Consider the following 20,358-nt stretch of genomic DNA (forward strand, 5'->3'; position numbering starts at 1 on the left):
CCACCAAGATACCCTCACCATCCAGATGATGTGAACATGTGGAACAAACATCTGGAGTAGACGATGACCGACACCCTCCCCGAAATCGACCTATCCCGGCCCGAGGTCCTCCGCGACCCCCTCACGGCGTACGGGCAGGCCCGCGAAAGCGGCCCGCTCGCGCGGCTGCTGATCCCCGGCTTCGGCCCCACCTACGCCCTGACGAGGTACGACGGTGCCAGGGCGATGCTCGGCGACGCCCGGTTCGAGCTCGACGCCACCAGCTACATGCGCCCCGAGGTCCCCGAGGACTGCCTGCCGTACCTGCGGACCATGAGCGAGATGAACGGCGCGGAGCACGCCCGGCTGCGCAAGCTGGTCGCCCCGGCCTTCACCCCCCGCCGGGCCGCCGAGTTCCGGCCGCGGATCGCCGCGATCGTCGACGCGCTGCTCGACGAGCTTCCCGCGCACGCCGACGGCGGGCAGACCGACCTGCTGCCCCACTTCGCCCGCCCGCTGCCGATGGACGTCATCTGCGCCCTCGTCGGCATCCCCGAGGAGGACCGCCCCCGCTGGCGCGAGTACGGCGCCACCGTCGCCGGAGCCGCCGGCGCGGACTTCGCGCGGGCCATCCCGGGCATCATGGCCGGCGCCAAGGCAGCCGTCGCCGCCCGCCGCGACCACCCCGACTCCGCTGGGGGCGATCTGGTGGGCGACCTCGCCCGCGCCCAGGACGAGGACGGCGACCGGCTGAGCGACACCGAGATCGTCACCCTGGTCTGGCACCTGGTCATCGCGGGACAGACCCCGACCAACCTCATCGCCAACGCCGTGGCCGCCCTGCTGTCCCACCCCGACCAGCTCGCCGCCCTGCGCGCCGACCCCGCCCTCATGCCCCGCGCCGTCGAGGAGCTCACCCGCTGGTGCGGCCCCGCGCAGCTGGCGGTCCCGCGTCAGGCCCGCGGCGACGTCGAGCTGTACGGCACGACGGTGCCCCACGGCGCGAAGGTCACCGTCCTGATCTCCGCGGCCAACCGCGACCCGCGGGCGTTCGACGACCCCGACCGGCTCGATCTCGGCCGGGTGCCGGCCACCGGTCATCTGGGCTTCTCCCACGGCCCGCACTTCTGCCTCGGCGCCTCCATCGCCCGGGTGCAGACGCAGGTCGCGCTCACCGCGCTGCTGCGCCGGTTCCCCCGCATGGCTCTGGCCGCCCCGGTGGAGGAGCTGCAGGCCGTCGATCCCGGCACCCGCCGCCTGACCGCGCTGCCGGTGGCCCTGTAGGCGGACAGGGCGCCTCGGTCGGCATAGCTGGAGCACCTGCCCGGCAACCCCATGGCCAGGAAGAGCCCTCGCATCTAAAATTGGGACAAGCGTACCGCTTTGTCTGTGAGGTTCCTCCATGGCCTGGCTCCTGCTCGCCGCCGCGATCGCCTCGGAGGTCCTGGCCACCTCCGCGCTCAAACTCAGCGACGGCCTCACCCGCTGGGGCTGGACCATCGTCGTCGCCGCCGGATACCTCGCGTCGTTCATCCTGCTCGCCTGGGCGCTCAAGCTCCGCATGCCCGTCGGCATCGCGTACGCGGTGTGGGCGGGCACCGGAACCGCGGCGATCGCGCTGATCGGCGCGCTGTTCCTCGGCGAGCACATGAACCTGGTCAAGGTCGCGGGAATCACTCTGATCATCGCCGGGGTGGCCGTGCTCAACCTCTCCGGCGCACACTGATCGTTTGACCCCGGCGCCGGGGGCCGGTAAGGGTGGTCCGGACGGGTTCCGGGCTCCTCGGAGCCCGCACATTCCGGCGAGCCTCGCATTCCGACGATGCGCGCATCCGACAAGCCAGGGGAGGACCACGGCGTGCCCGAATCCCGCCAGGTCACGCCCCGGCGACCGCAACTGCGGGCCGTACGCCGCCGGGAGGCGCTGCTCGACGCGGCGGTCGACCTGCTCGGCGAAGGCGGCTTCGCCGCGGTGACCCACCGCGCGGTGGCCGGACGGGCCGGCCTCCCGCTCGCCGCCACCTCCTACTACTTCTCCTCCCGCGACCAGTTGCTGGCCGAGGCGTTCGCGCTGCTCGTCCGGCGCGAACTCACCCGCATGCGCGCCGCCGTACGGCGTCCGGCGGGCGGTTCGGCCGCCGCGGTGGCCGAGGCCCTCACCGATGTGTACGCCGCGGACCGGCTGCGCGAGCTCGGCCTGTGGGAGCTGTACCTCCAGGCCGGCCGCGACCCGGCGTTGCAGGCCATCGCCCGCACCTGGACCGACGGCTGCGACGAGATCGTCGCCTCCGCGCTCCGCGGCGCGGGCTATCCCTGCGGTCGTTCCGAGGTCCGATTCGTCGCCGGGCTGCTGTCGGGCCTGTGGGTGGAGGACGTCGTCGAGGCCCGCCCCGACTCACGGGAACGCGCCCGGGACGCCGTCACCCGCGCACTGACCACACTCGGACCACCCGGAAGCCACCCATGATCCTTCACCTCGCGCTGGCCGCCGACTGGGACGCGGCCGTCGCCTCCGGCGAATACCGCGTCTCCACCCTCGGCCTGACCCTGGAGGAGGAGGGTTTCGTCCACGCCTGCTCGGACCTGACCCAGCTGCGTGGCGTCGCCGGCCGCTACTACGGCGCGGTCACCGAACCGCTGGTGGTGCTGGAGATCGACGAGGACCGGCTCGGCTGCCCGGTCAGGCTGGAGGTGCCCGAAGGCGCGGAGGAGGCGTTCCCCCACATCTACGGGCCGGTCCCGGTGACCGCCGTGACCACCGTCACGCCCTTCACCCGATGAGCCCGCCTCTCCCCGCGCCCCCATCACCGCGATCCGCGCGGTAGGCCAGGCCAGGTCGACGTCCGCGCCGACGTGCCCGGCCTCACCCCGCTACGGCGCGGCATGCCTCGGAGCGGCGTGATCACTTGAAGCGGTGGCGGTTCCCGGGGCGGCGTGTCCGATTCGTTCAAGACGCCGTACCCGCCCGCCGCCTAACGTGACCGCCATGACACCCTCGTTCGACCTCATCGGCCTCGTCGTGGCCGACATGGCCGCGTCCCTGGCCTTCTACCGCCGGCTGGGCCTGAACATCCCGCTCTCGGCGGACACCGAGCCCCATGTCGAAGTGACCCTCGACGGAGGACTCCGCCTCGCCTGGGACACGGTCGACACCATCCGCTCCTTCGACCCCGCGTGGAATCCCGCCACGGGCGGCCCCCGGATGTCCCTCGCCTTCCGATGCGACGGGCCCGAGGAGGTCGACCGCCTGTACGGCGACCTGGTCCAGGCGGGCTACCCGGGGCACCTGCCGCCGTGGGACGCCTTCTGGGGGCAGCGTTACGCCGTCGTCCACGACCCTGACGGCAACGGGGTGGATCTCTTCGCGCCGCTTCCCGGCACCTGACGACGCACCGCGCCCGGTGCTGACCGCCCGTCCGCCCAGACGCCGCCTGAGAACGGGCCGCCGACGCGACCGTCGTCCCGGCCCGGCGGCGCGGCTCAGCGGGTCAGCTCGCCCAGGGTGGCACCGGTCAGCGACTTCACTTCCCGGGCGAGATGGGCCTGATCCGCGTATCCGGCCGCACCGGCCACGGCGACGTAGGGCATCCCCCGGCGGGCAAGGGCCAGCGCGTGGTTCATCCGGAGGATCCGGCCCAGCGTCTTCGGGCCGTATCCGAAGGCGTCCAGGCACCGGCGGTGCAGTTGCCGCACCCCGAGCCCTGCACCGGCCGCGACCTCCGCGACCGGCAGGCCCGCGCGGACACCGCCCACCACGGCAGAGATGAGCGCGGTGTCGGCCGGGCCCCCGGCCGCGCGGATCCGGCCCAGCGCCGCCTCTTCGAGGACCGCGCCGGGGTCGGCGGCCTCGGCCGCCCGCTCCGACAGCCGCCGCGCCTCGGCCTCCGGCCACACCTCGGCCAGCGGAACCCGCTGGTCACGCAACTCGCAGGCGGCCACGCCGAGAATCCCCGGTGCGGTGCCGGGACCGAAACGCAACCCCACATATCGGCTGCCCGCGTGATCACGCACCAGGTGCGCCGCCGTGTCCGGACCGGCTACCACCAACGCGCCGTCCATCCAGATCAGATCCATGCAGCCGTCGGGCAGCACCCGCCGCACCGGCGGGGGACCTGATCCCGGAGCTGGGCCGGGGGCGTCCTGCCACCACAGCACCGCCTCCGGAACCCGCGCCCGCCTCTCCTCGTACACCCGCCTCCTCCATCCCCCCGTTATCATCCCCCTCACCCCGCCCGGCGCTGCCAGCAGGGCCGGGCGGAGTGGGAGGGCGACAGGGACGGAGAAGGGTCAGTCGGTGCCGGCCTCCATGGCGGCGTGGTCGAGCAGTTCCTCGTCGGCCGAGACCTCGCCGCGCGAGGCGATGACCTCGGCCCCGCCCTCCGGCATCGCACCGATCAGCTCGGTCGAGGCCACGAGGGTGGCGCCGGTCAGCATCGGGTGCGGGGTGCCCACCATGCCGACCCTGGCGTACTGCTCCAGCTTCGCCCGCGAGTCGGCGATGTCCAGGTTGCGCATGGTCAGCTGGCCGATGCGGTCGACCGGGCCGAACGCGGAGTCCTCGGTGCGCTCCATGGACAGCTTGTCCGGGTGGTAGCTGAAGGCCGGCCCGGAGGTGTCCAGGACGGAGTAGTCCTCACCACGGCGCAGCCGCAGGGTCACCTCGCCGGTGATCGCGGTCCCGACCCAGCGCTGCAGCGACTCGCGCAGCATCAGCCCCTGCGGGTCCAGCCAGCGGCCCTCGTACAGCAGCCTGCCCAGCCGCCGCCCCTCGACGTGGTAGCTGGCCAGGGTGTCCTCGTTGTGGATCGCGTTGACCAGCCGCTCGTACGCCGCGTGCAGCAGCGCCATGCCCGGCGCCTCGTAGATGCCCCGGCTCTTGGCCTCGATGATCCGGTTCTCTATCTGGTCGGACATGCCCAGGCCGTGCCGGCCGCCGATGGCGTTGGCCTCCAGCACCAGATCGACGGCGGAGGTGAACTCCTTGCCGTTGATCGTCACCGGCCGCCCCTGCTCGAAGCCGATCGTGACGTCCTCGGGAGCGATGTCGACGTCCGGGTCCCAGAACCGCACTCCCATGATGGGCTCGACGATCTCGACGCCCGTGTCCAGGTGCTCCAGCGACTTGGCCTCGTGGGTCGCGCCCCAGATGTTGGCGTCGGTCGAGTAGGCCTTCTCCACGCTGTCGCGGTAGGGCAGCCCGTGGGCCACCAGCCACTCGGACATCTCCTTGCGGCCGCCGAGCTCGTTGACGAAGTCTGCGTCCAGCCAGGGCTTGTAGATGCGCAGGGACGGGTTGGCGAGCAGGCCGTACCGGTAGAACCGCTCGATGTCGTTGCCCTTGAAGGTGGACCCGTCACCCCAGATCTGCACCCCGTCTTCGAGCATCGCCCGCACCAGCAGGGTGCCCGTGACCGCCCGCCCGAGCGGGGTGGTGTTGAAGTAGGTGCGCCCGCCGGAGCGGATGTGGAACGCCCCGCAGGCCAGGGCCGCAAGCCCCTCCTCCACGAGGGCGGCCCGGCAGTCGACCAGCCGGGCGACCTCCGCGCCGTACGCGGTGGCGCGCCCCGGCACCGAGGCGATGTCGGGCTCGTCGTACTGGCCTACGTCGGCGGTGTACGTGCAGGGCACCGCGCCCTTCTCGCGCATCCACGCGACCGCTACCGACGTGTCGAGACCACCGGAGAAGGCGATGCCGACACGTTCGCCGGCAGGCAGGGAGGTGAGGACCTTGGACATGAGTAGAATATATACACCCCAGTGCATGGACATGCAATGTGGATCGGGGCCATGCCGAGCAAAACCACCAGGCCATGTGCCTCCCGCGCTCCGCACCGGCTGCGGCGCGGCGTCGCGTGCGGAACCGCCGCGCCGCCGCCGTCCGGTCTGTGCCGTCAGCGGGGGTGACCGGCCCGCAGCCAGCCGATGTAGTCGGCCACGGCCCGGTCCAGAACGTATTCGGGGACGAATCCGGTGTCCTCCCGCAACCGCGTGACATCCAGATGAGCGTCGAGGGCGGGTGATCCCGGGGAGCGCCCGGGCAGCAGGGCGGGCACGCCCCCCGGTACGACCCTGCCGACGGCGGCGGCCACCTCGTGGTTGGCGACGGCCCGGCCGCCGCCCACGTTGTAGGTGCGGTGGCGCAACGCCGGGGTCGTCTGCAACAGCGCGATCGCCCGCCCGCAGTCACGGGCGTAGCACATGTCGACGGAGTCCTCGGCGTAAACCGGTGGCACCCCGTCAACCGCCGAGCCTCCAGGAGTGGCGCCGGCGGGGGAGGCCGGGGCGAGGCCGCCCCGCACGGCCCCGGCGTCTCCTGCGCCGGGCCTCGCCCCGGCGCGCACGGCCGCATGGACGAGACCGGGCGCGGCGAAGAAGGGAGAGGACGGTCTGCCCAGCGGACCCCAGATCGCGCCGATCCGCACGCTGACCACCTCCTGCCCGGACGAGGCGGCGACGTCGGCCACGATCTCGGCGATCTTCTTGCTCGCCGGAATCGGATGCGGACTCGCGACCGGCAACGGCGCGCCCTCCCGGTAGGAAGGGCCGTCGGCCCCGGCGTACACGCCGATCGTGCTGGCGACCACGACGCGGGCCACGCCCCACTCCAGCGCGGCACGCAGCACGGCGAACAGCCCCGCGGTGTTCGTCCGAACCTCCTCCAGCGGCGGCGACGCCCCCAGCCCCGAGGCGGCGAGGTGCACGACACCCGTGATGCGGTGCCGCCGGCCCACCGCCAGCACACTGCCGGGGTCGGCGCAGTCGAGCGGCTCCATCACGGCGTGCCCGTCCGGCACCCCTCGCAGCAGAGCGGGCCGCGGTCCCGCCGACCGCTGCCCGAGCACGCACCGTTCGCCCAGGTCGAGCAGGGCTCGCACGGCGTGCGCGCCGATGAACCCCCGACCCCCCGTCACCAGGATCACGCTGATCCCCCAATCTCATTAGCAGGCTATCGATCAATGTAGCGACGAAGTCGTTAGCCTGCAAACGGATCGTAGGATCGACCCGTGACCGAAGTGCTGAGGCTGCTCACGAGAGCCCAGAAGCTGCTGCGTGCCGCGGCCGACGAGGCGATGAGCCGCCACGGCGTACGGATCGGCCAGAACCTCGTGCTGGAGGTCCTCTGGCAGACCGACGGCCTCACACCGGGGGAGCTGGCCGCCCGCCTGCAGGTCACCACACCGACCGTCGTCAACACCGCGACCCGGATGGAAGCCGCCGGCCTGCTGGTACGCCGCCGTGACCCCGCCGACGGCCGCCTCGTGCGACTGCATCTGACCCCCAGGGCCCGCGCGGCCGAACGCCCGATAGCCGAAGCGAGACGGCGGCTGGCCGAACACGCGACCGCGACCCTCACCGATGAGGAACGGCGTCACCTGCACAGCGCACTGCAGAAAATCATCGACCAGATGACCGGCCCCACCCCGCCCCTCGATCCCGGCGAGCACACCCGCTCCACCGGCCAAGGCGGCCCCTGACCGGCACCCCTCGTACGGCGAGCACACCTGCCGCGTCGACGGCCGGGGGAGTTTCCCGGCCCCGACCCGTTGTTCAGGCGCACAGCGTGCGCTCCAGACGCCGCGACGCGAACCAGACCCCCACGGCCGCCAGCACCGCCAGATACAGGGCGTGACCGAGCAGGCCCCACCCCGGCACCCCCATGCACAGGCCGCGCACCAGCTCGACCGCGTGATACAGGGGAGTGACCTGGATCAGCACCTCCACACCCACGGGATAATCCCGCACAGGGGAGAACGTCCCGGAGAACAGGAACAAGGCGAACTGACCCGTGCTCAGCAGGTCGAAGTCCTGCCAGCCGCGCATCAGCGTGCTGACCGCCATCCCCAGCCCGCCGAAGGCCAGCCCCACCAGCACCGTCGCCGGGAAGGCGGCCACCGCCCAGCCCGCCTCGGTCAGCCCCATCGCGACCATCACGACGAGGAAGATCGCCGTGTAGAGCGAACCCCGCACGATCGCCCACACCAGCTCACCGACCGCGACCTCCACCGGCCGGACCGGCGTCGCCAGCACCGCCTCGAACGTCTTCATGTACTTCAACTTGAAGAAGAAGTTGAACGTCGTCTCGGCCAGCGCGCCCGACATCGCCGACACCGCCAGCATCGCCGGGGCGACGAACGACGCGTACGACATGGTCCGGCCGTCCACCGTCAGCTCACCGATCAGCGCCCCCACACCGACACCGATCGACAGCAGATACAGCAACGGCTCGAAGAAACCCGACAGCAGCACGACCCAGTACGACGGCCCCGAGCGCAGCGCCCCCACGTTGCGGTTGATCACAGCGCCCACCCGGCCGGGGGAGAGCCGGGAGACCACCAGAGTCGTCACCATCAGTCCTCCAGCCTCCCGCGGAACGCCCGCACCGCCAGCACGATCCCCACCACCGCCCACACCAGCAGATAACCCGCGTGCGCCCAGACCGGCCAGGCCGGGGCCCGCCCCAGCGTCGCCGCCCGGCACAGCTCCACCGCATGCCACAGGGGAGAGGCGTACGCCAGCAGCCGAAACCCCACCACGAGCTGCCCCACCGGGAAGAACACTCCCGAGAACAGCGCCGCCGGCAGCACGATCAACCGGAACAGCAGGGCGAAGTAGCTGTCCTGATCGATCGAGGCGGCGAACGCGGTCACCGGCGCCGCCACGGCCACCGTCACCAGGGCGCACACCAGCACGGTCGCCGGCGCCCACGGGGAGTGCAGCCCCCCGAAGAACACCACCACGACCAGGAACGCCAGCACCGTCACCGTCACCCGGAAGACCAGGTAGAGCAGGTGACCACGGACCATGTCGGCCACGTTCACCGGAGTCGCCCGCATCGCGTGGTACGCCCGGACCCACTTGAAGTCCCCGAGCACCGCGTAGGTCGACTCGCCCACCGCGATCTGGAAGGCCGTCGACGCGAGCACACCCGGCACGATCCACGACAGGTAGTCGACCCCCTGCACGGAACCGACGTAGCCGCCCACCCCGATGCCGATGCTCAGCAGGAACAGCACCGGCATGACGAACGACGAGAACACCGACGCCTGCCACAGCCGCCGATACAGGGTCAGGTGCCGCTCCAGCACCGCGAAGGTCGGATGAACGGACCGCGTGAGCGCCATCTCAGTCCACCAGCGTCCGGCCCGTCAGGTGGAGGAACACATCCTCCAGCGTCGACCTCCGTACCAGCACGCTGGACGGCTCCAGCCCGCGCCGCTGCACCTCCGCCAGCGCCGCGTCCCCGTCGTCCACGTACACCAGCACCCGATCCGGCAGCGGATCCACCCGCTTGCCGACCCCCTCAAGCGCGGCGGCATGCCCCGCGACGCCCTCCAGCCCGTCGGGGAAACGCAGCTCCACCACCTCCGCGGTCGAGTACGTCTCGATCAGCGACCGCGGCGACCCCTCGGCCACGATCCTCCCGCCGTCCATCACCACCAGCCGGTCGCACAACTGCTCGGCCTCGTCCATGTAGTGCGTGGTGAGCACCAGCGTCGCGCCCCGCTGCTTCAACCGGAACAACCGCTCCCACAGCAGATGACGCGCCTGCGGGTCCAGCCCCGTCGTCGGCTCGTCCAGCAGCACCAGGTCGGGCTCGTTCACCATCGCCCGCGCGATGGTCAGCCGCCGCTTCATTCCCCCCGACAGCGGCTCGACCTTCCCGTTCGCGCGATCCGAGAGCTGCACGAACTCCAGAAGCTCGTCCGCCCGCCTGCGGCTCTCCGCCCGCGACAACCCGAAATACCTGGCGTACGTCACCAGGTTCTCCCGCACCGTCAGATCGGGATCGAGGTTGTCGAGCTGCGGGCACACCCCCAGCCGCGCCCGGATCCGCGACCCGTCCCGCACCGCGTCCATCCCCAGGATGCGCAACTCCCCGGCGGTCGGCACCGACACGCACCCGATCATGCGCATCGTCGAGGACTTCCCGGCCCCGTTGGGACCCAGGAACCCGAACGCCTCGCCCGGCGCCACCTCCAGGTCGATCCCGTCGACGGCGGTGAAGTCTCCGAAGCGTTTGACCAGGCCACGCGCCACGATCAGAGGTTGGTCAGCCACGATCCGAGACCCTAACCAACGGCCCCGACATTTCCGCAACAGGTTATCGGCGCCCCCGCCACGACCCCGAGCCGTCCCCATCTCCCAGGCGGTCTCCCCAGCCGGGACGCAGGCCCCCGCACGCGTACTCCACGCAGGTCGTACGCTGACGTGCGTGAGCACGTTCGAACTGGGCACCGACGGCCCGCGGGTCATCCTCGTCGGCATCGACGGCTCCGACACCTCGCTCCGCGCCGCCGCCTACGCCTGGGGACTGGCCCGCCGCCAGGGCTCCCACGTCGTGCTCGTCCACGTGACCGACCCCGGCATGATCAGCACGATGATGCCCACCGCCTCCGCGTCCGTCGTCGAGGCGGGGGAGCAGGTCGCCGCCGAGCTCCGCGAACAGGTGGAGCACTACGCCCGGACCCTCCACTCCCACGTCGGCTACACCTTCCGCACCGAGTACGGCGACGCCGCCGGAGCCCTCGCCAAGATCGCCGACGAGATCAGGGCGGACGCGGTCGTCGTGGGCGCCTCGACCCAGGCCGGGCACCGCTTCATCGGCTCGGTCGCGCTCCGCCTGGTCCGCGCCGGCCGATGGCCCGTCACCGTCGTGCCCTGACCGCCCCGGCAGCCGGTATTCCAGCACCGCTCAGCGGTGATCCGGGCCGGACACGTCGAGGGCGCGCAATCCCTCCAGCACCCGCAGCAGCGTCGCCTCGTCCGGGCCGTCCGCGAGCACTCCCACGGGATGACGCCGCTCCCGCCGCGGCAGCGCCCCGGCTGGCCCCGCCACCGGCGCCAGCGCCGACGACACGCCGGACGCGAGGCCCGCCACGACCGCCGAGAACATCCCGGACGACGGCCCCCGCACCACGGCCGGGGGAGTGTCCTCCGGCAGGCCGAAGGCCACCGCATCCGCCGCCGCGATCGCCAGCTCGCACCACACGATCTTCCCCCGGTCCGGCGCCGTGTAGTGCCCCCAGCGCCGCGCCAGGCTCCCCACCAGCACCAGCCCTCGGCCGCTCTCGCCCGGCTCGGCCCCCGCGTCACCGCCGGGCACCGGCTCGTGCTCGCTGCCGTCCCACACCTCGATGAACAGACTGCGCGGCCCGGGAGCCTCCCGCACCCGCAACGCCACCGTACGCAGCGCGACCGGGAACATCGACGACGCCACGGGCGGGCTCACCACGGCGTCCGTCGCCCGCACCGCGTTCGTCACCAGCTCCGAGACGACCAGCTCCGCCGTGTCCGCCAGATGCCCGAGCTGCCACCCCCGCAGCTGGCACCGTACGAACGCGCGGGCCCGCCGCGGCGCGGTCGCGACCGACCCGAACACCCGGTACGCGACCCTGCGGCCTTCCCGCGCGGGGAAGGGGGAGGTCAGCATCCCGCGGAGCGGCCCTGGACGGACCGGTCTGCGGCGGACAGCGCGGCCACTGGGGGAGTAGGCATGTCTCCGATCATCCGTCATGCCCGGCGGTAAAGCGGGAGCCTTGACCGCATTCGTCGAACTTTCTCCGACTCCTCACTGAAAAGTCATCTCGGAAAGCCAACCCCAGGAACCCGCCGCGTACCTGACAGAAGATGACAGGAACAACCGCCACCCTGGTCCCATGCACGCGCACGCCACCGGCACATTCGACGTCACCAGCTGGAACGACCTGGCCACCGAGGAGAAACAGGGAGCCACGTTCGGCCGCAACCGCCTCACCAAGACCTTCCAGGGCGACCTCACCGGCACCAGCACCACCGAGATCCTGACCGTCGTCGCCCCCGACGGCCCAGCCGCCTACGTCGGCGTCGAACACTTCGAGGGCACCCTGCACGGACGCAAGGGCACCTTCGTCCTGCAGCACAGCGCCGCCAGCCACGACGGCGAACAGTGGATGAAGTGGCAGATCGTCCCCGCGACCGGCACCGGCGAACTGACCGGCCTCACGGGGGAGGGCACCATCCGCGTCGAGAACGGCCACCACTACACCCTCGACTACACCCTGCCCGAGGCCTAATCGGTCCCCGGCTGGGTAGCCGTGGACCCATGGTGAAATCCGCTGATCGGCAGCCCACGGGCGCGGTCGCCGCGCCGGACCCGGCCGCCCCCGCGCCCGCCGCCCCCCGAACCGTGGCGCGCCGCACAGACGCCTCCCGCGCCGAGCAGCCGGGCGCCGCCCGCACCGAGGCCCCCGCAACCGAGGCCCCCGCGACCAAGGACCTTGGTACCAAAGCCTCACGTACCAAGGCCCCGCGCGTCGCGGTCATCGCACACCGCAAGAAGACCATCGGCGGCGGCCTCGACGAACTGCGCAAGCTCATCACGGGCTACGAGGTCGAGGACCTGCTGTGGTACGAGGTCCCCAAGAGCAAGAAGGCCCCCAAGAAGGTCCGCCAGGCGCTCAAGGAAGGCGCCGAGCTGTTCTTCGTCTGGGGCGGCGACGGCACCGTGCAACGCTGCGTCGACGCCCTGGCCGGCAGCGACGCCGCCGTCGCCATCGTTCCCGCCGGAACCGCCAACCTGCTGGCCCGCAACCTCGAAATCCCCGAGGACCTGGCCGAGGCCGTACGGATCGGCTTCGAGGGCCGCCGCGCCAGGCTCGACCTCGGCAAGATCAACGGTGAGCACTTCGCGGTCATGGCGGGCGTCGGCCTGGACGCCGAGATGATCGCCGACGCCGACCGGGGCCTCAAGGACCGCCTCGGCCGCCTCGCCTACATCTGGACCGGCCTGCGGCACGTCGGCGGCTCCGTGACCCCGATGAAGGTCAAGGTCGACGGCAACGACTGGTTCGAGGGCGACGCCAGCTGCGTGCTCGTCGGCAACGTCGGCACCGTCACCGGAGGCATCGACGTCTTCGAGGACGCCCGCTACGACGACGGCTGGCTGGAGGTCGGCGTCTCCACCGCCGAAGGGCCCATCCAGTGGGCGCGCACCCTCGGCCGGATGAGCGCCGGCAACGCCGAGAAATCGCCCTTCGTCCGCATCACCCGCGCCAGGAAGGTGTCGGTCAAGCTGCAGACCCCCATGGCGTACGAACTCGATGGGGGAGCGCGCGACCGGGTCAAGCGCATCACGGTCAAGGTGGTGCCCGAGGCCGTCACCCTCTGCCTGCCCGACGCCACCGGCTGACCCGGCGCTTCGACCAGGTCGCCGTCCCGGCCGTCACCACGCACCACCTTTCCCGTACGGCCGGGACGGCACAGCCCTGTCACCCGCGCCCCGGCTCGGCACGCGAGCCGGGGGAGAGGGCGGCCCACCGCAGGTGACCGGCCCGGGCCCGGCTCAATCACCGGGATTCAGCCGAGTCTCCACAGGGAGGCAGGTCGTTCGCCGCAAGCAGAGCCTCCGCCGTCTCCTGGGTGTCGGGATGGTCCGGTCCCAACGCCTGCCTCCGGCTGTCCAGCACCTGTTCGAGCAGGTGCACCGCAGCGGCCTGCTGTCCCTGATCGGAGAGCAGCACGCCCCAGTGATGCAGGTTGCCCAGCGTCACCTCGTGACTCACGCCGAGCACTTCTTCCAACGGTCCCTGGACGTCGCGGTACGCCTCGGCGGCAGCGGCGAAGTCGCCGCGTACGTGCAGGAGACGCGCCAGGTTGTGGCGACTGATCAAGGTGTCCGGATATGTGCTGCCGAGGGTGCGTTCCTGCACCACCAAGGTCGCACGCATGAGCAATTCGGCCGCGTCCAGGTCTCCGCTTTCGCGCAAGATGTCGGCCAGATTGAGGCCCGCGCGCAGGGTGTCGGGATGTTCCGGACCCAGAAGTCTCGTGCGCTCACGGAAATCCCTCTTCATGATGGACAGAGCTTCTCCGTGGCGCCCTTGCAGGGAGAGGACGATGGCCAGGTTGCCTCTCGTGTGAGCGGTCTCCCTATGATGCCTTCCGAGAATCTTCTCGCGTTTGCGCAGGACGTCGCGGAGCAGGTGCTCCGATTCCCGATACAGGCCGCGGCACTGCAAGATGGTGGCCAGGTTGTGCTGCACGCCGACCACGATGGCCCCGCTCCGCTCAAGTTTGCCGGCGGCGGCGATGGCCACCTCGCCCAAACGTTCGGCCTCCTGCCAGGCGTTGCTCAGCCGCAGCATCGCGACCAACCGCGGCGCCAGTTCGAGCAGTCGCCGTTGGTCGCGTTTCGGTTGCGTGGCCGAGGTGCTGAGGAGCGCCTCGAAATGGGCGACCAACAGGCGCCAGACGGGCCAGTGGCCGGGGAGACGGAAGTCCAGCGCCTCGGCCGCCGCAGTGAGCATGTGCAGAGCCGTGTTCCAGGAAGACCTGCTCCGTCGCCGGGGCGCAGGGGTCTGCCGGCGTATGGTCGTCGCGACCAGATCGTGCATCCTGATGCCCCGGGGTTCGGAAGGGGAGGACCAGTCGACGAGCCCCGTCCTGTCCAGACCTTCCAGCGCGGCGGCATCTATGGCAGGCGTCCTCGGGCCTCGCCTGCCCCTGGCGGGGAGCTCCGCGCGGAGCATCTCCATTGGCACCACCTGACCGCCGGCGAGCTCGGCCAGCGTCCCCGCTGCCACCCGGGCATGCTCGATCCCCTGGTCAGCGAGGGTGCTCAGGGACAGCTCCCACGTGCGCGTGATCATGTGACGGTCGTTCGCCCCCTGCCGCACCGGGGTGAGGGGCTGTTCGCGCACTGTGGACGCGAAGTCGCCGTACAAGGCATCGAGGTACGCGCTGAAGGTCCGGTGCCGGCTGCTCTTCGCGCTGATGTGGATGCCGGCCAGGTGCAGCGCCAGCGGCAGTCCGAACAGGCGATGTCCCACCGCCAGCGCGGCGGCACGATCGCCGTCTCCTGGGACGAGGTCCATGAGAAGGTCGGCGGCGGCATCGGGGGAGAGCGGACCGAGAAGATGTAGCTCGCACAGTCGCCCCCATGTTGTCGGTGCCCTGTCCCGGGACGTCACGACGACGAAGCAGTCCCGGCTGACCCGAATCCAGCCGGTCCCGTCGGCGACCTGGTCTCCGGCCATGGTCAGCACCGACTGCGGATCGTCGGCATTGTCGATGATCAGCAGACGGCCGCCGTCGACCGGCGTCCGCTCGATCGCGTTCCAGAAGAGATCCGCGGCGTTCCTGCGACCGGACATGGCCTCGCGAACGGCCGGTTCCGGCACGTTCAGCTCGTGCTGTGCGATACCCAGCATGGAGGTCATGAAGGTCACGCGATCCGCCCCGTTCACCCACCAGACCGCTGAGAACCGATTTCGCGAGTCCTCGGCGAGCTTCAGAGCCAGTGTCGTCTTTCCGACACCTCCCAATCCTGCGATCACCTGGATTCTTCCGGACCCCGACGTTATGGCTCGGCCCAGTTGGTCCAGGATTTCCGCGCGTCCGTGCACATGCGACGGCAGGCGGCCCAATGGCGGGTGGATCGAAGCCGCCGGAGGCTCCGCCACATGAGCCGAGTGATCTCTTTCGGCAGGGGCGGCGGCAGCTTTTTCGGTACGTTTTCGTGGTGATTCGCTGCGCAACTGGATGAAACCGGCGACCACCGCAACGGGAATACCAACGATCGATGCAATGGCGCCTATGGCATCCCAATCCATACATCGATCGTAGGCGGATGGCGTTGTAAGCGGCCTTGAGATCGCCGCGCATCTGGTAAGGAGACAGAGATGGTCGATTCGGAGCCGAGATGAAGGCCGGGCTCGCGCCGGCGGCAACGGGCAAGGGGAGCCGCCTGATCGTCGTCGTCCCTCTCGGGGGACGGCCCGATCTCGCTTACTTGACATAATGTTCATTATCGGCCATTCCGATGGGCTGGCGAAAGGGGCACCGGATCAGCCGACCGCCCAGCAGACGCCCGCACGCGCTGCGATCCCGCGGAGCCCTGGACTCGTGGAAAAAACGGGGCTCGACGCGGGACCGGCGGCCCGCCCGCTCGCGCGGCGCTTCTGGTGGTGTAGGAGACGAACTTGACGGTGCGCCAGTCGCCGCTGCGTTCGGGTTCGGCCCGCCACAGGAACTCATCGATCTACTGCCGCACGGCCTGCCGCGCAGCCGAGGCACGGCAGCGCCGGCACAACGCCGAGGCCACCGGGATCGCCATAGCGATCCTCACCGGCGACAAGAACGGCGTTTCCCACTGCCCGGTCTGCCACCGCCCGTTCGTACCCGGCCACCCCCGCCGCCGCGACATGATCTACGATCGGCCCGCTTGGCCGCATGCGAGAAGGCCACCCGCGGTGAAAGCGGATGGCCTTCGGGGCGGCAGGAGCTCAGCTGTACGAGTAGGACTGCGCGCTGCAGCCGGTGATGTAGGGCCCGGGGTAAACCTGCTGGGTGTAGCAGCCCCAGGTGGCGTTCAAAGTCGTGGCCGAGGAGGGGATGCTGATCGCCGGTCCGTTGGTCCAGCCGACCTGGTCGGCCTGGTGACCGCCGCTGCAGATGGCCGACACGCTCACCGAGGTGCTGCCGCCGGGCAGGCTGATCGTGAACGACCACGAGTGGTTCGCCGGGTTCGCGACCATCGAGCTGTAGGGCACAGTCACGCTGTATGAAGGAGGCGAGGAACTGACCGCGACGTACGAGGCGTACCAGTCCCGGGTGTCGCCGGAGTAGTTGACGTTGAGGCAGTCCACCGTGCCGTTGAGCGTCAGGGCTGAGGCGGCGGCGGGCTGCTGCGTGGTCACGACCATCGCGGCGGTGGTGGCCAGCATCGTGCCGACCGCCAGCGCCCGGCGGATCAGGTTGCCAGCAATCATGGGGTCCCTTTCTTCGCGCCGTTGACTGTGGAGATCTCACCGGAGTGCCAGCCCGCCATCTCTCCCTCCCGCCGGTGGCAATCCGGAGCGCGGGCCAGGCGCCGGAGACGCCGCAGGGTAAGTCTTCTCGAGGGGAGGATCACACAGTGGCAATGGACCGGACAGACCTCTATGAAGCACCGCCCTCCGAAACAAGCGGTGCATCGCGGTTTCCGCACAGCCCGTAAAGAGGCGGCGACCTCGCCCCGCGGATCAACAGGCCGGTCGCAGGCCATGGGACGTCGTGCGATGTGGCGGTCGCATCCGCGTCATCACAGTCGTTCGCGCGACGGTGTTGGTGAAACTTTCAACACGGGGACGCCTGGCGGCGAGGCCGGAGGACGAGTACGCGCCCGGGGCCTCCGCGGGAGCCGGCCGACGACCCGCATGCCTGGCCCCACACGTCCCAGCCCTGCTCGACCGCGTCGGCCATCTCGTGCAGGGTCGGGCGGTGCGCACGTGCAAGAGCCTGACTGGGAGCGGGCGCACCGTGCCCTGGATCGGGCGGTGAGTTTCCTCGCCATGTCGCTGATGGAGCTGACCACCATGCGGATAAGGCACGAAGGGGACGATGGCGAAGCCGTGTAAAAGGCGCAAATAGCTCCCTAACAGGCTTTCTCGGGATACGGATATGCCTGGCAGGCCTGACTGAAGGAACGCGGCGTCACGTTGCCGGACAAGGTCGGGATCCGCATCAACCTCGGATGTGAGCCGGATGAGGAAACGATCGCGTTGGTCGCCGAGCTGGGCAATGCGTTGCTGATCGTCTCCATGGAGTCAGCCGCCAGAGACAAAGCGGATGAAGAATGACATACCGGACAGAAGGTGGATTCTGTTGGGTATAAGAAACCTCCTTGGAAGGCCAGGAAGAGCTGAGCCCGCCGGGCTATGGCGGCATTCGTCGCTCTCCTGGCGCCGGGTCAGTCGTTGACGTCGGCCGCCCTGCCCGGCGGCGCTGCCGAGCCGCCCTCGGCCATCACCTGCACCGCCTGGCAGCTCCCCGCAACGGCCCGCCCTACTAGAAGGCGCTGAACGTCGCCTCGGGGCGGTCGCGCTTGGCATAGAGGTCCCAGGCGGTGTCGGCGATCATGTCCGGGTCGAGGGACCTGCTCCCCACATCGCCGAAGCGCTCGGGCTGGGAGGTCACCAACCGATAGATGTCGCCCCGTTCGACCAGTCCCCCGATGATCAGGCTCCCGGCGTACACGCCCTCCCCCGCCAGCGCGGCGTTGAGGGTCAGGGCGTAGTTGCGCAGCGCCGCCGCCGACAGCGCCAGGTCGCCGAGCGCGGGCATCGGCATGACGGCGCTCAGCCCGCCGGCGAACAGCAGCCCGCCCTCCCCTCTCTCGACCATGCCGGGCAGTACGGCGCCGACCGCGTCGACTGCCGGATACAGGATGTTCATCGCCTCTCTGGCGTCGTCGGAGGTCGTCTGGGTGATCGACCGGCGCGGGGCGTCCAGGTCAGCGGCTCCCGGGCCGTAGTAGAGCACGTCGATCGTGCCGAACCGTTCGGTGATCGCGTCCAGTGCGGACAGGAGCCGGTCGCGGTCGCGTACGTCGGCGGCGAAGGACGCCGCCTCGACCCCCGCTTCGGCCAGGGCGGCCACATATCCGGGGTGCCGGGCGTCCGTCCGGGAGATCAGCGCCACGGCGTATCCCTCGCGCCCGAACCGATGCGCGATGGACATGCCGAGCCCGGGCCCGGCACCGAGGACGACGACGGTCTTTCGTGCTGCTGCAGACATGAGGCACCTTTCCAGGACGGGAAAGTTGAGGGCATTCTCAACTTAGTCGGGACACTATCACAAACTTGAGGCAACCCTCATGTTCATATGATGGGAGGCATGGCAGCCGGATCGAAACCGCTGCGGTCGGATGCCGCGCGCAACCGCGACAAACTGCTGGTCGCGGCCACCCAGGTCCTCGCCGAGCGCGGACTCGACGCTCCGCTGGAGCACATCGCCCGCCGTGCCGGCGTCAGCATCGGGACCCTCTACAACCACTTCCCGACCCGGGAGGCGCTGCTCGGCGCGATCCTCCCCCAGCGGATGGCCGCCCTTGACGAGATCGCCGCGGCGGCCCTGGCCGACCCCGACCCCTGGGCGGGCTTCGCCGGTTTCCTCGAAGGGCTGTTCACCCTGCAGGCCGAGGACCACGGCCTCAACGACGCCCTGACGCAGAGCTTCTCCCTGGCGACGGACGTCAGCCAGGCGTGCCACCGCGGCTTCCTCGACGTCGAGCGCATCATCGAGCGGGCCAGGGCCGCGGGCCGCCTGCGCGCCGATTTCGAGATCGGGGACCTGGTGACTCTGGTCTGGGCGATGTCCCAGGTCATCCGGGAGTCGATGGAGACCGCTCCGGACACGTGGCGCCGCTTCCTGTCCTTCTTCCTCGACGGTCTGCGCGCCGAGGCCGCGCGTCCCCTCCCCCACGATCATCCGGTTCGCTGATTCGCTGATCGCCTGGCAACCGATCTTCGCCGTGCCACGTCTCATGTAGGTCCCCGACGTCCCATGAGTCCCCTCAGGAGCCGGCGTTGCGTATGCGTGCGGTGGTCTCGTTCGTCTTCGCGGGTTGCCTCGCGCTGCTGTGCCACCCGGTTCAGGCCGCTCCCCTGCCGGCCGCCGAGCGCGGCCTGCGCCTGGCCGCTGAGGTCGTCGAGTACGAGTGCACCACCGAAGGCGTGACCGAGAAGCAGAACGTCGAGATCAACGTCGAGCTGATCATGCCGGACGACGCCACGACGGGAAGGCAGATGTCCATCGGCTGGCGCGGGACGTACGTGACCGGCCGCGAACTGCGGGCGCCGGCCGCTGGGCTCTCCGGCGTCAAGCTGTACGCGTACGCGGCCCTGACCGGGATCGCGAACCTGACATCCGCCACCGGCGTGAGCGAGCCGTTGAGCACGGTCGGCGGCGGGCAGATCATCCCGCTGCCGACGGCCGTGGTGAACATGAAGACGACCTCGTCGAACGCGGGCACGGCCTCGGTGCGGCCGGCCGCCGTCAACATCGGCCCCCTGCCGACCTCGCCGACGATCGAGTGCGAGGTGCGGAACGTGGACGAGCTCACCGCCTACACCCTCACCGTCACCCGGGACGGGCAGACGAGCCCCACTCCCTCCCCGAGCCCGACTCCCTCGGCGAGCGCCACCACCGGCACCGGCAGCAGCCCCAGGCCGACGCGGACCGTGACGGCCACGGTGACCGCCGCCGTGCCCGACGAAGACGACGAGGTGGCCCCGGCGGCCCGGGACGCGGTCGCGACTCCGATCGGCGCGGCCGCGACCGGAGGCGGCGGCGAGGCCGGGCCGGACGGGCGGATGTACGTGCTGACCGGCCTCGCGATCTCCCTGGCCGCCGGCGCCGGGCTCCTGCTGCGCCGTCGCCTCCTGCCGAGGTGAGCACGCGCGGGAGTGAACTTTTCACGAGAGCGACAGGTCATCTTTCCGGTCTGGTCGTCCATCCGGAAATCACGTTTCCGGATAGGCGCGGACAGGCGACCAATTGATCGCTGCTGCATGTACTGCGCTCGCGGGTGAGCACTCCCGCAGTTTCGGGCTCCGCATTCTCCGCAGCGGTAATTTCACT

22 protein-coding genes are annotated in these 20,358 nt (G+C 70.6%); 12 read left to right on the plus strand and 10 right to left on the minus strand.

What is annotated here, in order from left to right; genetic code table 11:
* Positions 1-63: 63 nt before the first annotated feature.
* From HHX37_RS24420 to HHX37_RS24440, 5 genes are all read left to right on the plus strand, one after another.
* Positions 64-1,263, plus strand: coding sequence for a cytochrome P450 family protein (locus HHX37_RS24420; protein WP_182886908.1), 1,200 nt, complete (start codon positions 64-66; stop codon positions 1,261-1,263).
* Between the two features lie 118 nt (positions 1,264-1,381).
* Positions 1,382-1,705, plus strand: coding sequence for a DMT family transporter (locus tag HHX37_RS24425; protein WP_138460682.1), 324 nt, complete (start codon positions 1,382-1,384; stop codon positions 1,703-1,705).
* A gap of 96 nt (positions 1,706-1,801) precedes the next feature.
* Positions 1,802-2,446, plus strand: coding sequence for a TetR/AcrR family transcriptional regulator (locus HHX37_RS24430; RefSeq protein WP_182886909.1), 645 nt, complete (start codon positions 1,802-1,804; stop codon positions 2,444-2,446).
* A complete protein-coding gene (locus tag HHX37_RS24435) occupies positions 2,443-2,760 on the plus strand; it encodes a DUF952 domain-containing protein (protein WP_182880943.1) in 318 nt (105 codons plus the stop codon). Before HHX37_RS24430 ends, HHX37_RS24435 begins: the two co-directional genes overlap by 4 nt.
* Positions 2,761-2,965: 205 nt before the next feature.
* Complete coding sequence (locus HHX37_RS24440; protein ID WP_117409620.1) at positions 2,966-3,364, plus strand: VOC family protein; 399 nt, start codon at positions 2,966-2,968, stop codon at positions 3,362-3,364.
* Positions 3,365-3,459: 95 nt separating this feature from the next.
* On the opposite strand, the gene HHX37_RS24445 is transcribed toward HHX37_RS24440, so the two are convergent.
* From HHX37_RS24445 to HHX37_RS24455, 3 genes are all read right to left on the minus strand, one after another.
* On the minus strand, positions 3,460-4,170 hold the full coding sequence (locus HHX37_RS24445) for a helix-turn-helix domain-containing protein (protein WP_220503102.1): 711 nt from the start codon (positions 4,168-4,170) through the stop codon (positions 3,460-3,462).
* Positions 4,171-4,266: 96 nt separating this feature from the next.
* Positions 4,267-5,715: an argininosuccinate synthase gene (gene argG / locus HHX37_RS24450; RefSeq protein ID WP_117409622.1), complete on the minus strand. Its 1,449-nt coding sequence runs from the start codon at positions 5,713-5,715 to the stop codon at positions 4,267-4,269.
* A gap of 155 nt (positions 5,716-5,870) precedes the next feature.
* Positions 5,871-6,890 carry an NAD-dependent epimerase/dehydratase family protein gene (locus HHX37_RS24455; RefSeq protein ID WP_220503103.1) on the minus strand — a complete coding sequence of 340 codons (1,020 nt, stop codon included), beginning with the start codon at positions 6,888-6,890 and terminating at the stop codon, positions 5,871-5,873.
* Between the two features lie 93 nt (positions 6,891-6,983).
* On the opposite strand from HHX37_RS24455, the gene HHX37_RS24460 reads away from it, so the two are divergent.
* Positions 6,984-7,454, plus strand: coding sequence for a MarR family transcriptional regulator (locus tag HHX37_RS24460; protein ID WP_310740502.1), 471 nt, complete (start codon positions 6,984-6,986; stop codon positions 7,452-7,454).
* Between the two features lie 73 nt (positions 7,455-7,527).
* Here HHX37_RS24460 and HHX37_RS24465 read toward each other — a convergent pair whose 3' ends face one another.
* The 3 genes from HHX37_RS24465 to HHX37_RS37895 are packed head-to-tail and all read right to left on the minus strand — an operon-like array spanning position 7,528 to position 10,038.
* Positions 7,528-8,328 (minus strand): ABC transporter permease, encoded by an 801-nt coding sequence (locus HHX37_RS24465; RefSeq protein ID WP_117409625.1) that lies wholly within the window; start codon positions 8,326-8,328, stop codon positions 7,528-7,530.
* Positions 8,328-9,101, minus strand: coding sequence for an ABC transporter permease (locus HHX37_RS24470; protein WP_182886912.1), 774 nt, complete (start codon positions 9,099-9,101; stop codon positions 8,328-8,330). The genes HHX37_RS24465 and HHX37_RS24470 overlap by 1 nt, the downstream gene beginning before the upstream one ends.
* Before the next feature lies 1 nt (position 9,102).
* Positions 9,103-10,038 carry an ABC transporter ATP-binding protein gene (locus HHX37_RS37895; protein WP_310740504.1) on the minus strand — a complete coding sequence of 312 codons (936 nt, stop codon included), beginning with the start codon at positions 10,036-10,038 and terminating at the stop codon, positions 9,103-9,105.
* Positions 10,039-10,192: 154 nt separating this feature from the next.
* Between HHX37_RS37895 and HHX37_RS24480 the strand changes: the two genes are divergently transcribed.
* Positions 10,193-10,642 (plus strand): universal stress protein, encoded by a 450-nt coding sequence (locus HHX37_RS24480; RefSeq protein WP_138460676.1) that lies wholly within the window; start codon positions 10,193-10,195, stop codon positions 10,640-10,642.
* Between the two features lie 30 nt (positions 10,643-10,672).
* On the opposite strand, the gene HHX37_RS24485 is transcribed toward HHX37_RS24480, so the two are convergent.
* Positions 10,673-11,410 carry an ATP-binding protein gene (locus HHX37_RS24485; protein WP_182886913.1) on the minus strand — a complete coding sequence of 246 codons (738 nt, stop codon included), beginning with the start codon at positions 11,408-11,410 and terminating at the stop codon, positions 10,673-10,675.
* A gap of 226 nt (positions 11,411-11,636) precedes the next feature.
* Here HHX37_RS24485 and HHX37_RS24490 point away from each other — a divergent pair, with 226 nt between their 5' ends.
* A complete protein-coding gene (locus HHX37_RS24490; RefSeq protein WP_182886914.1) occupies positions 11,637-12,032 on the plus strand; it encodes a DUF3224 domain-containing protein in 396 nt (131 codons plus the stop codon).
* 29 nt (positions 12,033-12,061) lie between these two features.
* Entirely contained in the window at positions 12,062-13,147 is a 1,086-nt protein-coding gene (locus tag HHX37_RS24495) for a diacylglycerol/lipid kinase family protein (RefSeq protein ID WP_220503105.1), read from the plus strand.
* Between the two features lie 157 nt (positions 13,148-13,304).
* Here the strand turns inward: HHX37_RS24495 and HHX37_RS24500 are convergent, their stop codons facing one another.
* Together HHX37_RS24500 and HHX37_RS24505 are read right to left on the minus strand one after the other, a co-directional pair.
* A complete protein-coding gene (locus HHX37_RS24500) occupies positions 13,305-15,569 on the minus strand; it encodes a tetratricopeptide repeat protein (protein WP_182886915.1) in 2,265 nt (754 codons plus the stop codon).
* A gap of 672 nt (positions 15,570-16,241) precedes the next feature.
* Positions 16,242-16,727, minus strand: coding sequence for a hypothetical protein (locus tag HHX37_RS24505; protein WP_182880936.1), 486 nt, complete (start codon positions 16,725-16,727; stop codon positions 16,242-16,244).
* A gap of 708 nt (positions 16,728-17,435) precedes the next feature.
* On the opposite strand from HHX37_RS24505, the gene HHX37_RS24510 reads away from it, so the two are divergent.
* Positions 17,436-17,576 (plus strand): hypothetical protein, encoded by a 141-nt coding sequence (locus HHX37_RS24510; protein ID WP_182886916.1) that lies wholly within the window; start codon positions 17,436-17,438, stop codon positions 17,574-17,576.
* Between the two features lie 208 nt (positions 17,577-17,784).
* Here the strand turns inward: HHX37_RS24510 and HHX37_RS24515 are convergent, their stop codons facing one another.
* A complete protein-coding gene (locus HHX37_RS24515) occupies positions 17,785-18,513 on the minus strand; it encodes an SDR family NAD(P)-dependent oxidoreductase (protein ID WP_182886917.1) in 729 nt (242 codons plus the stop codon).
* Positions 18,514-18,612: 99 nt separating this feature from the next.
* On the opposite strand from HHX37_RS24515, the gene HHX37_RS24520 reads away from it, so the two are divergent.
* Both HHX37_RS24520 and HHX37_RS24525 read left to right on the plus strand, forming a co-directional pair.
* The gene (locus HHX37_RS24520) at positions 18,613-19,218 is read left to right on the plus strand and encodes a TetR/AcrR family transcriptional regulator (RefSeq protein WP_182880933.1); all 606 of its coding nucleotides are present in this window, start codon (positions 18,613-18,615) and stop codon (positions 19,216-19,218) included.
* 86 nt (positions 19,219-19,304) lie between these two features.
* On the plus strand, positions 19,305-20,171 hold the full coding sequence (locus HHX37_RS24525) for a hypothetical protein (protein WP_182886918.1): 867 nt from the start codon (positions 19,305-19,307) through the stop codon (positions 20,169-20,171).
* Positions 20,172-20,358: the final 187 nt, after the last annotated feature.

The organism is Microbispora sp. H10885 (assembly GCF_014161415.1).
Classification (GTDB): Bacteria; Actinomycetota; Actinomycetes; order Streptosporangiales; family Streptosporangiaceae; genus Microbispora; species Microbispora triticiradicis.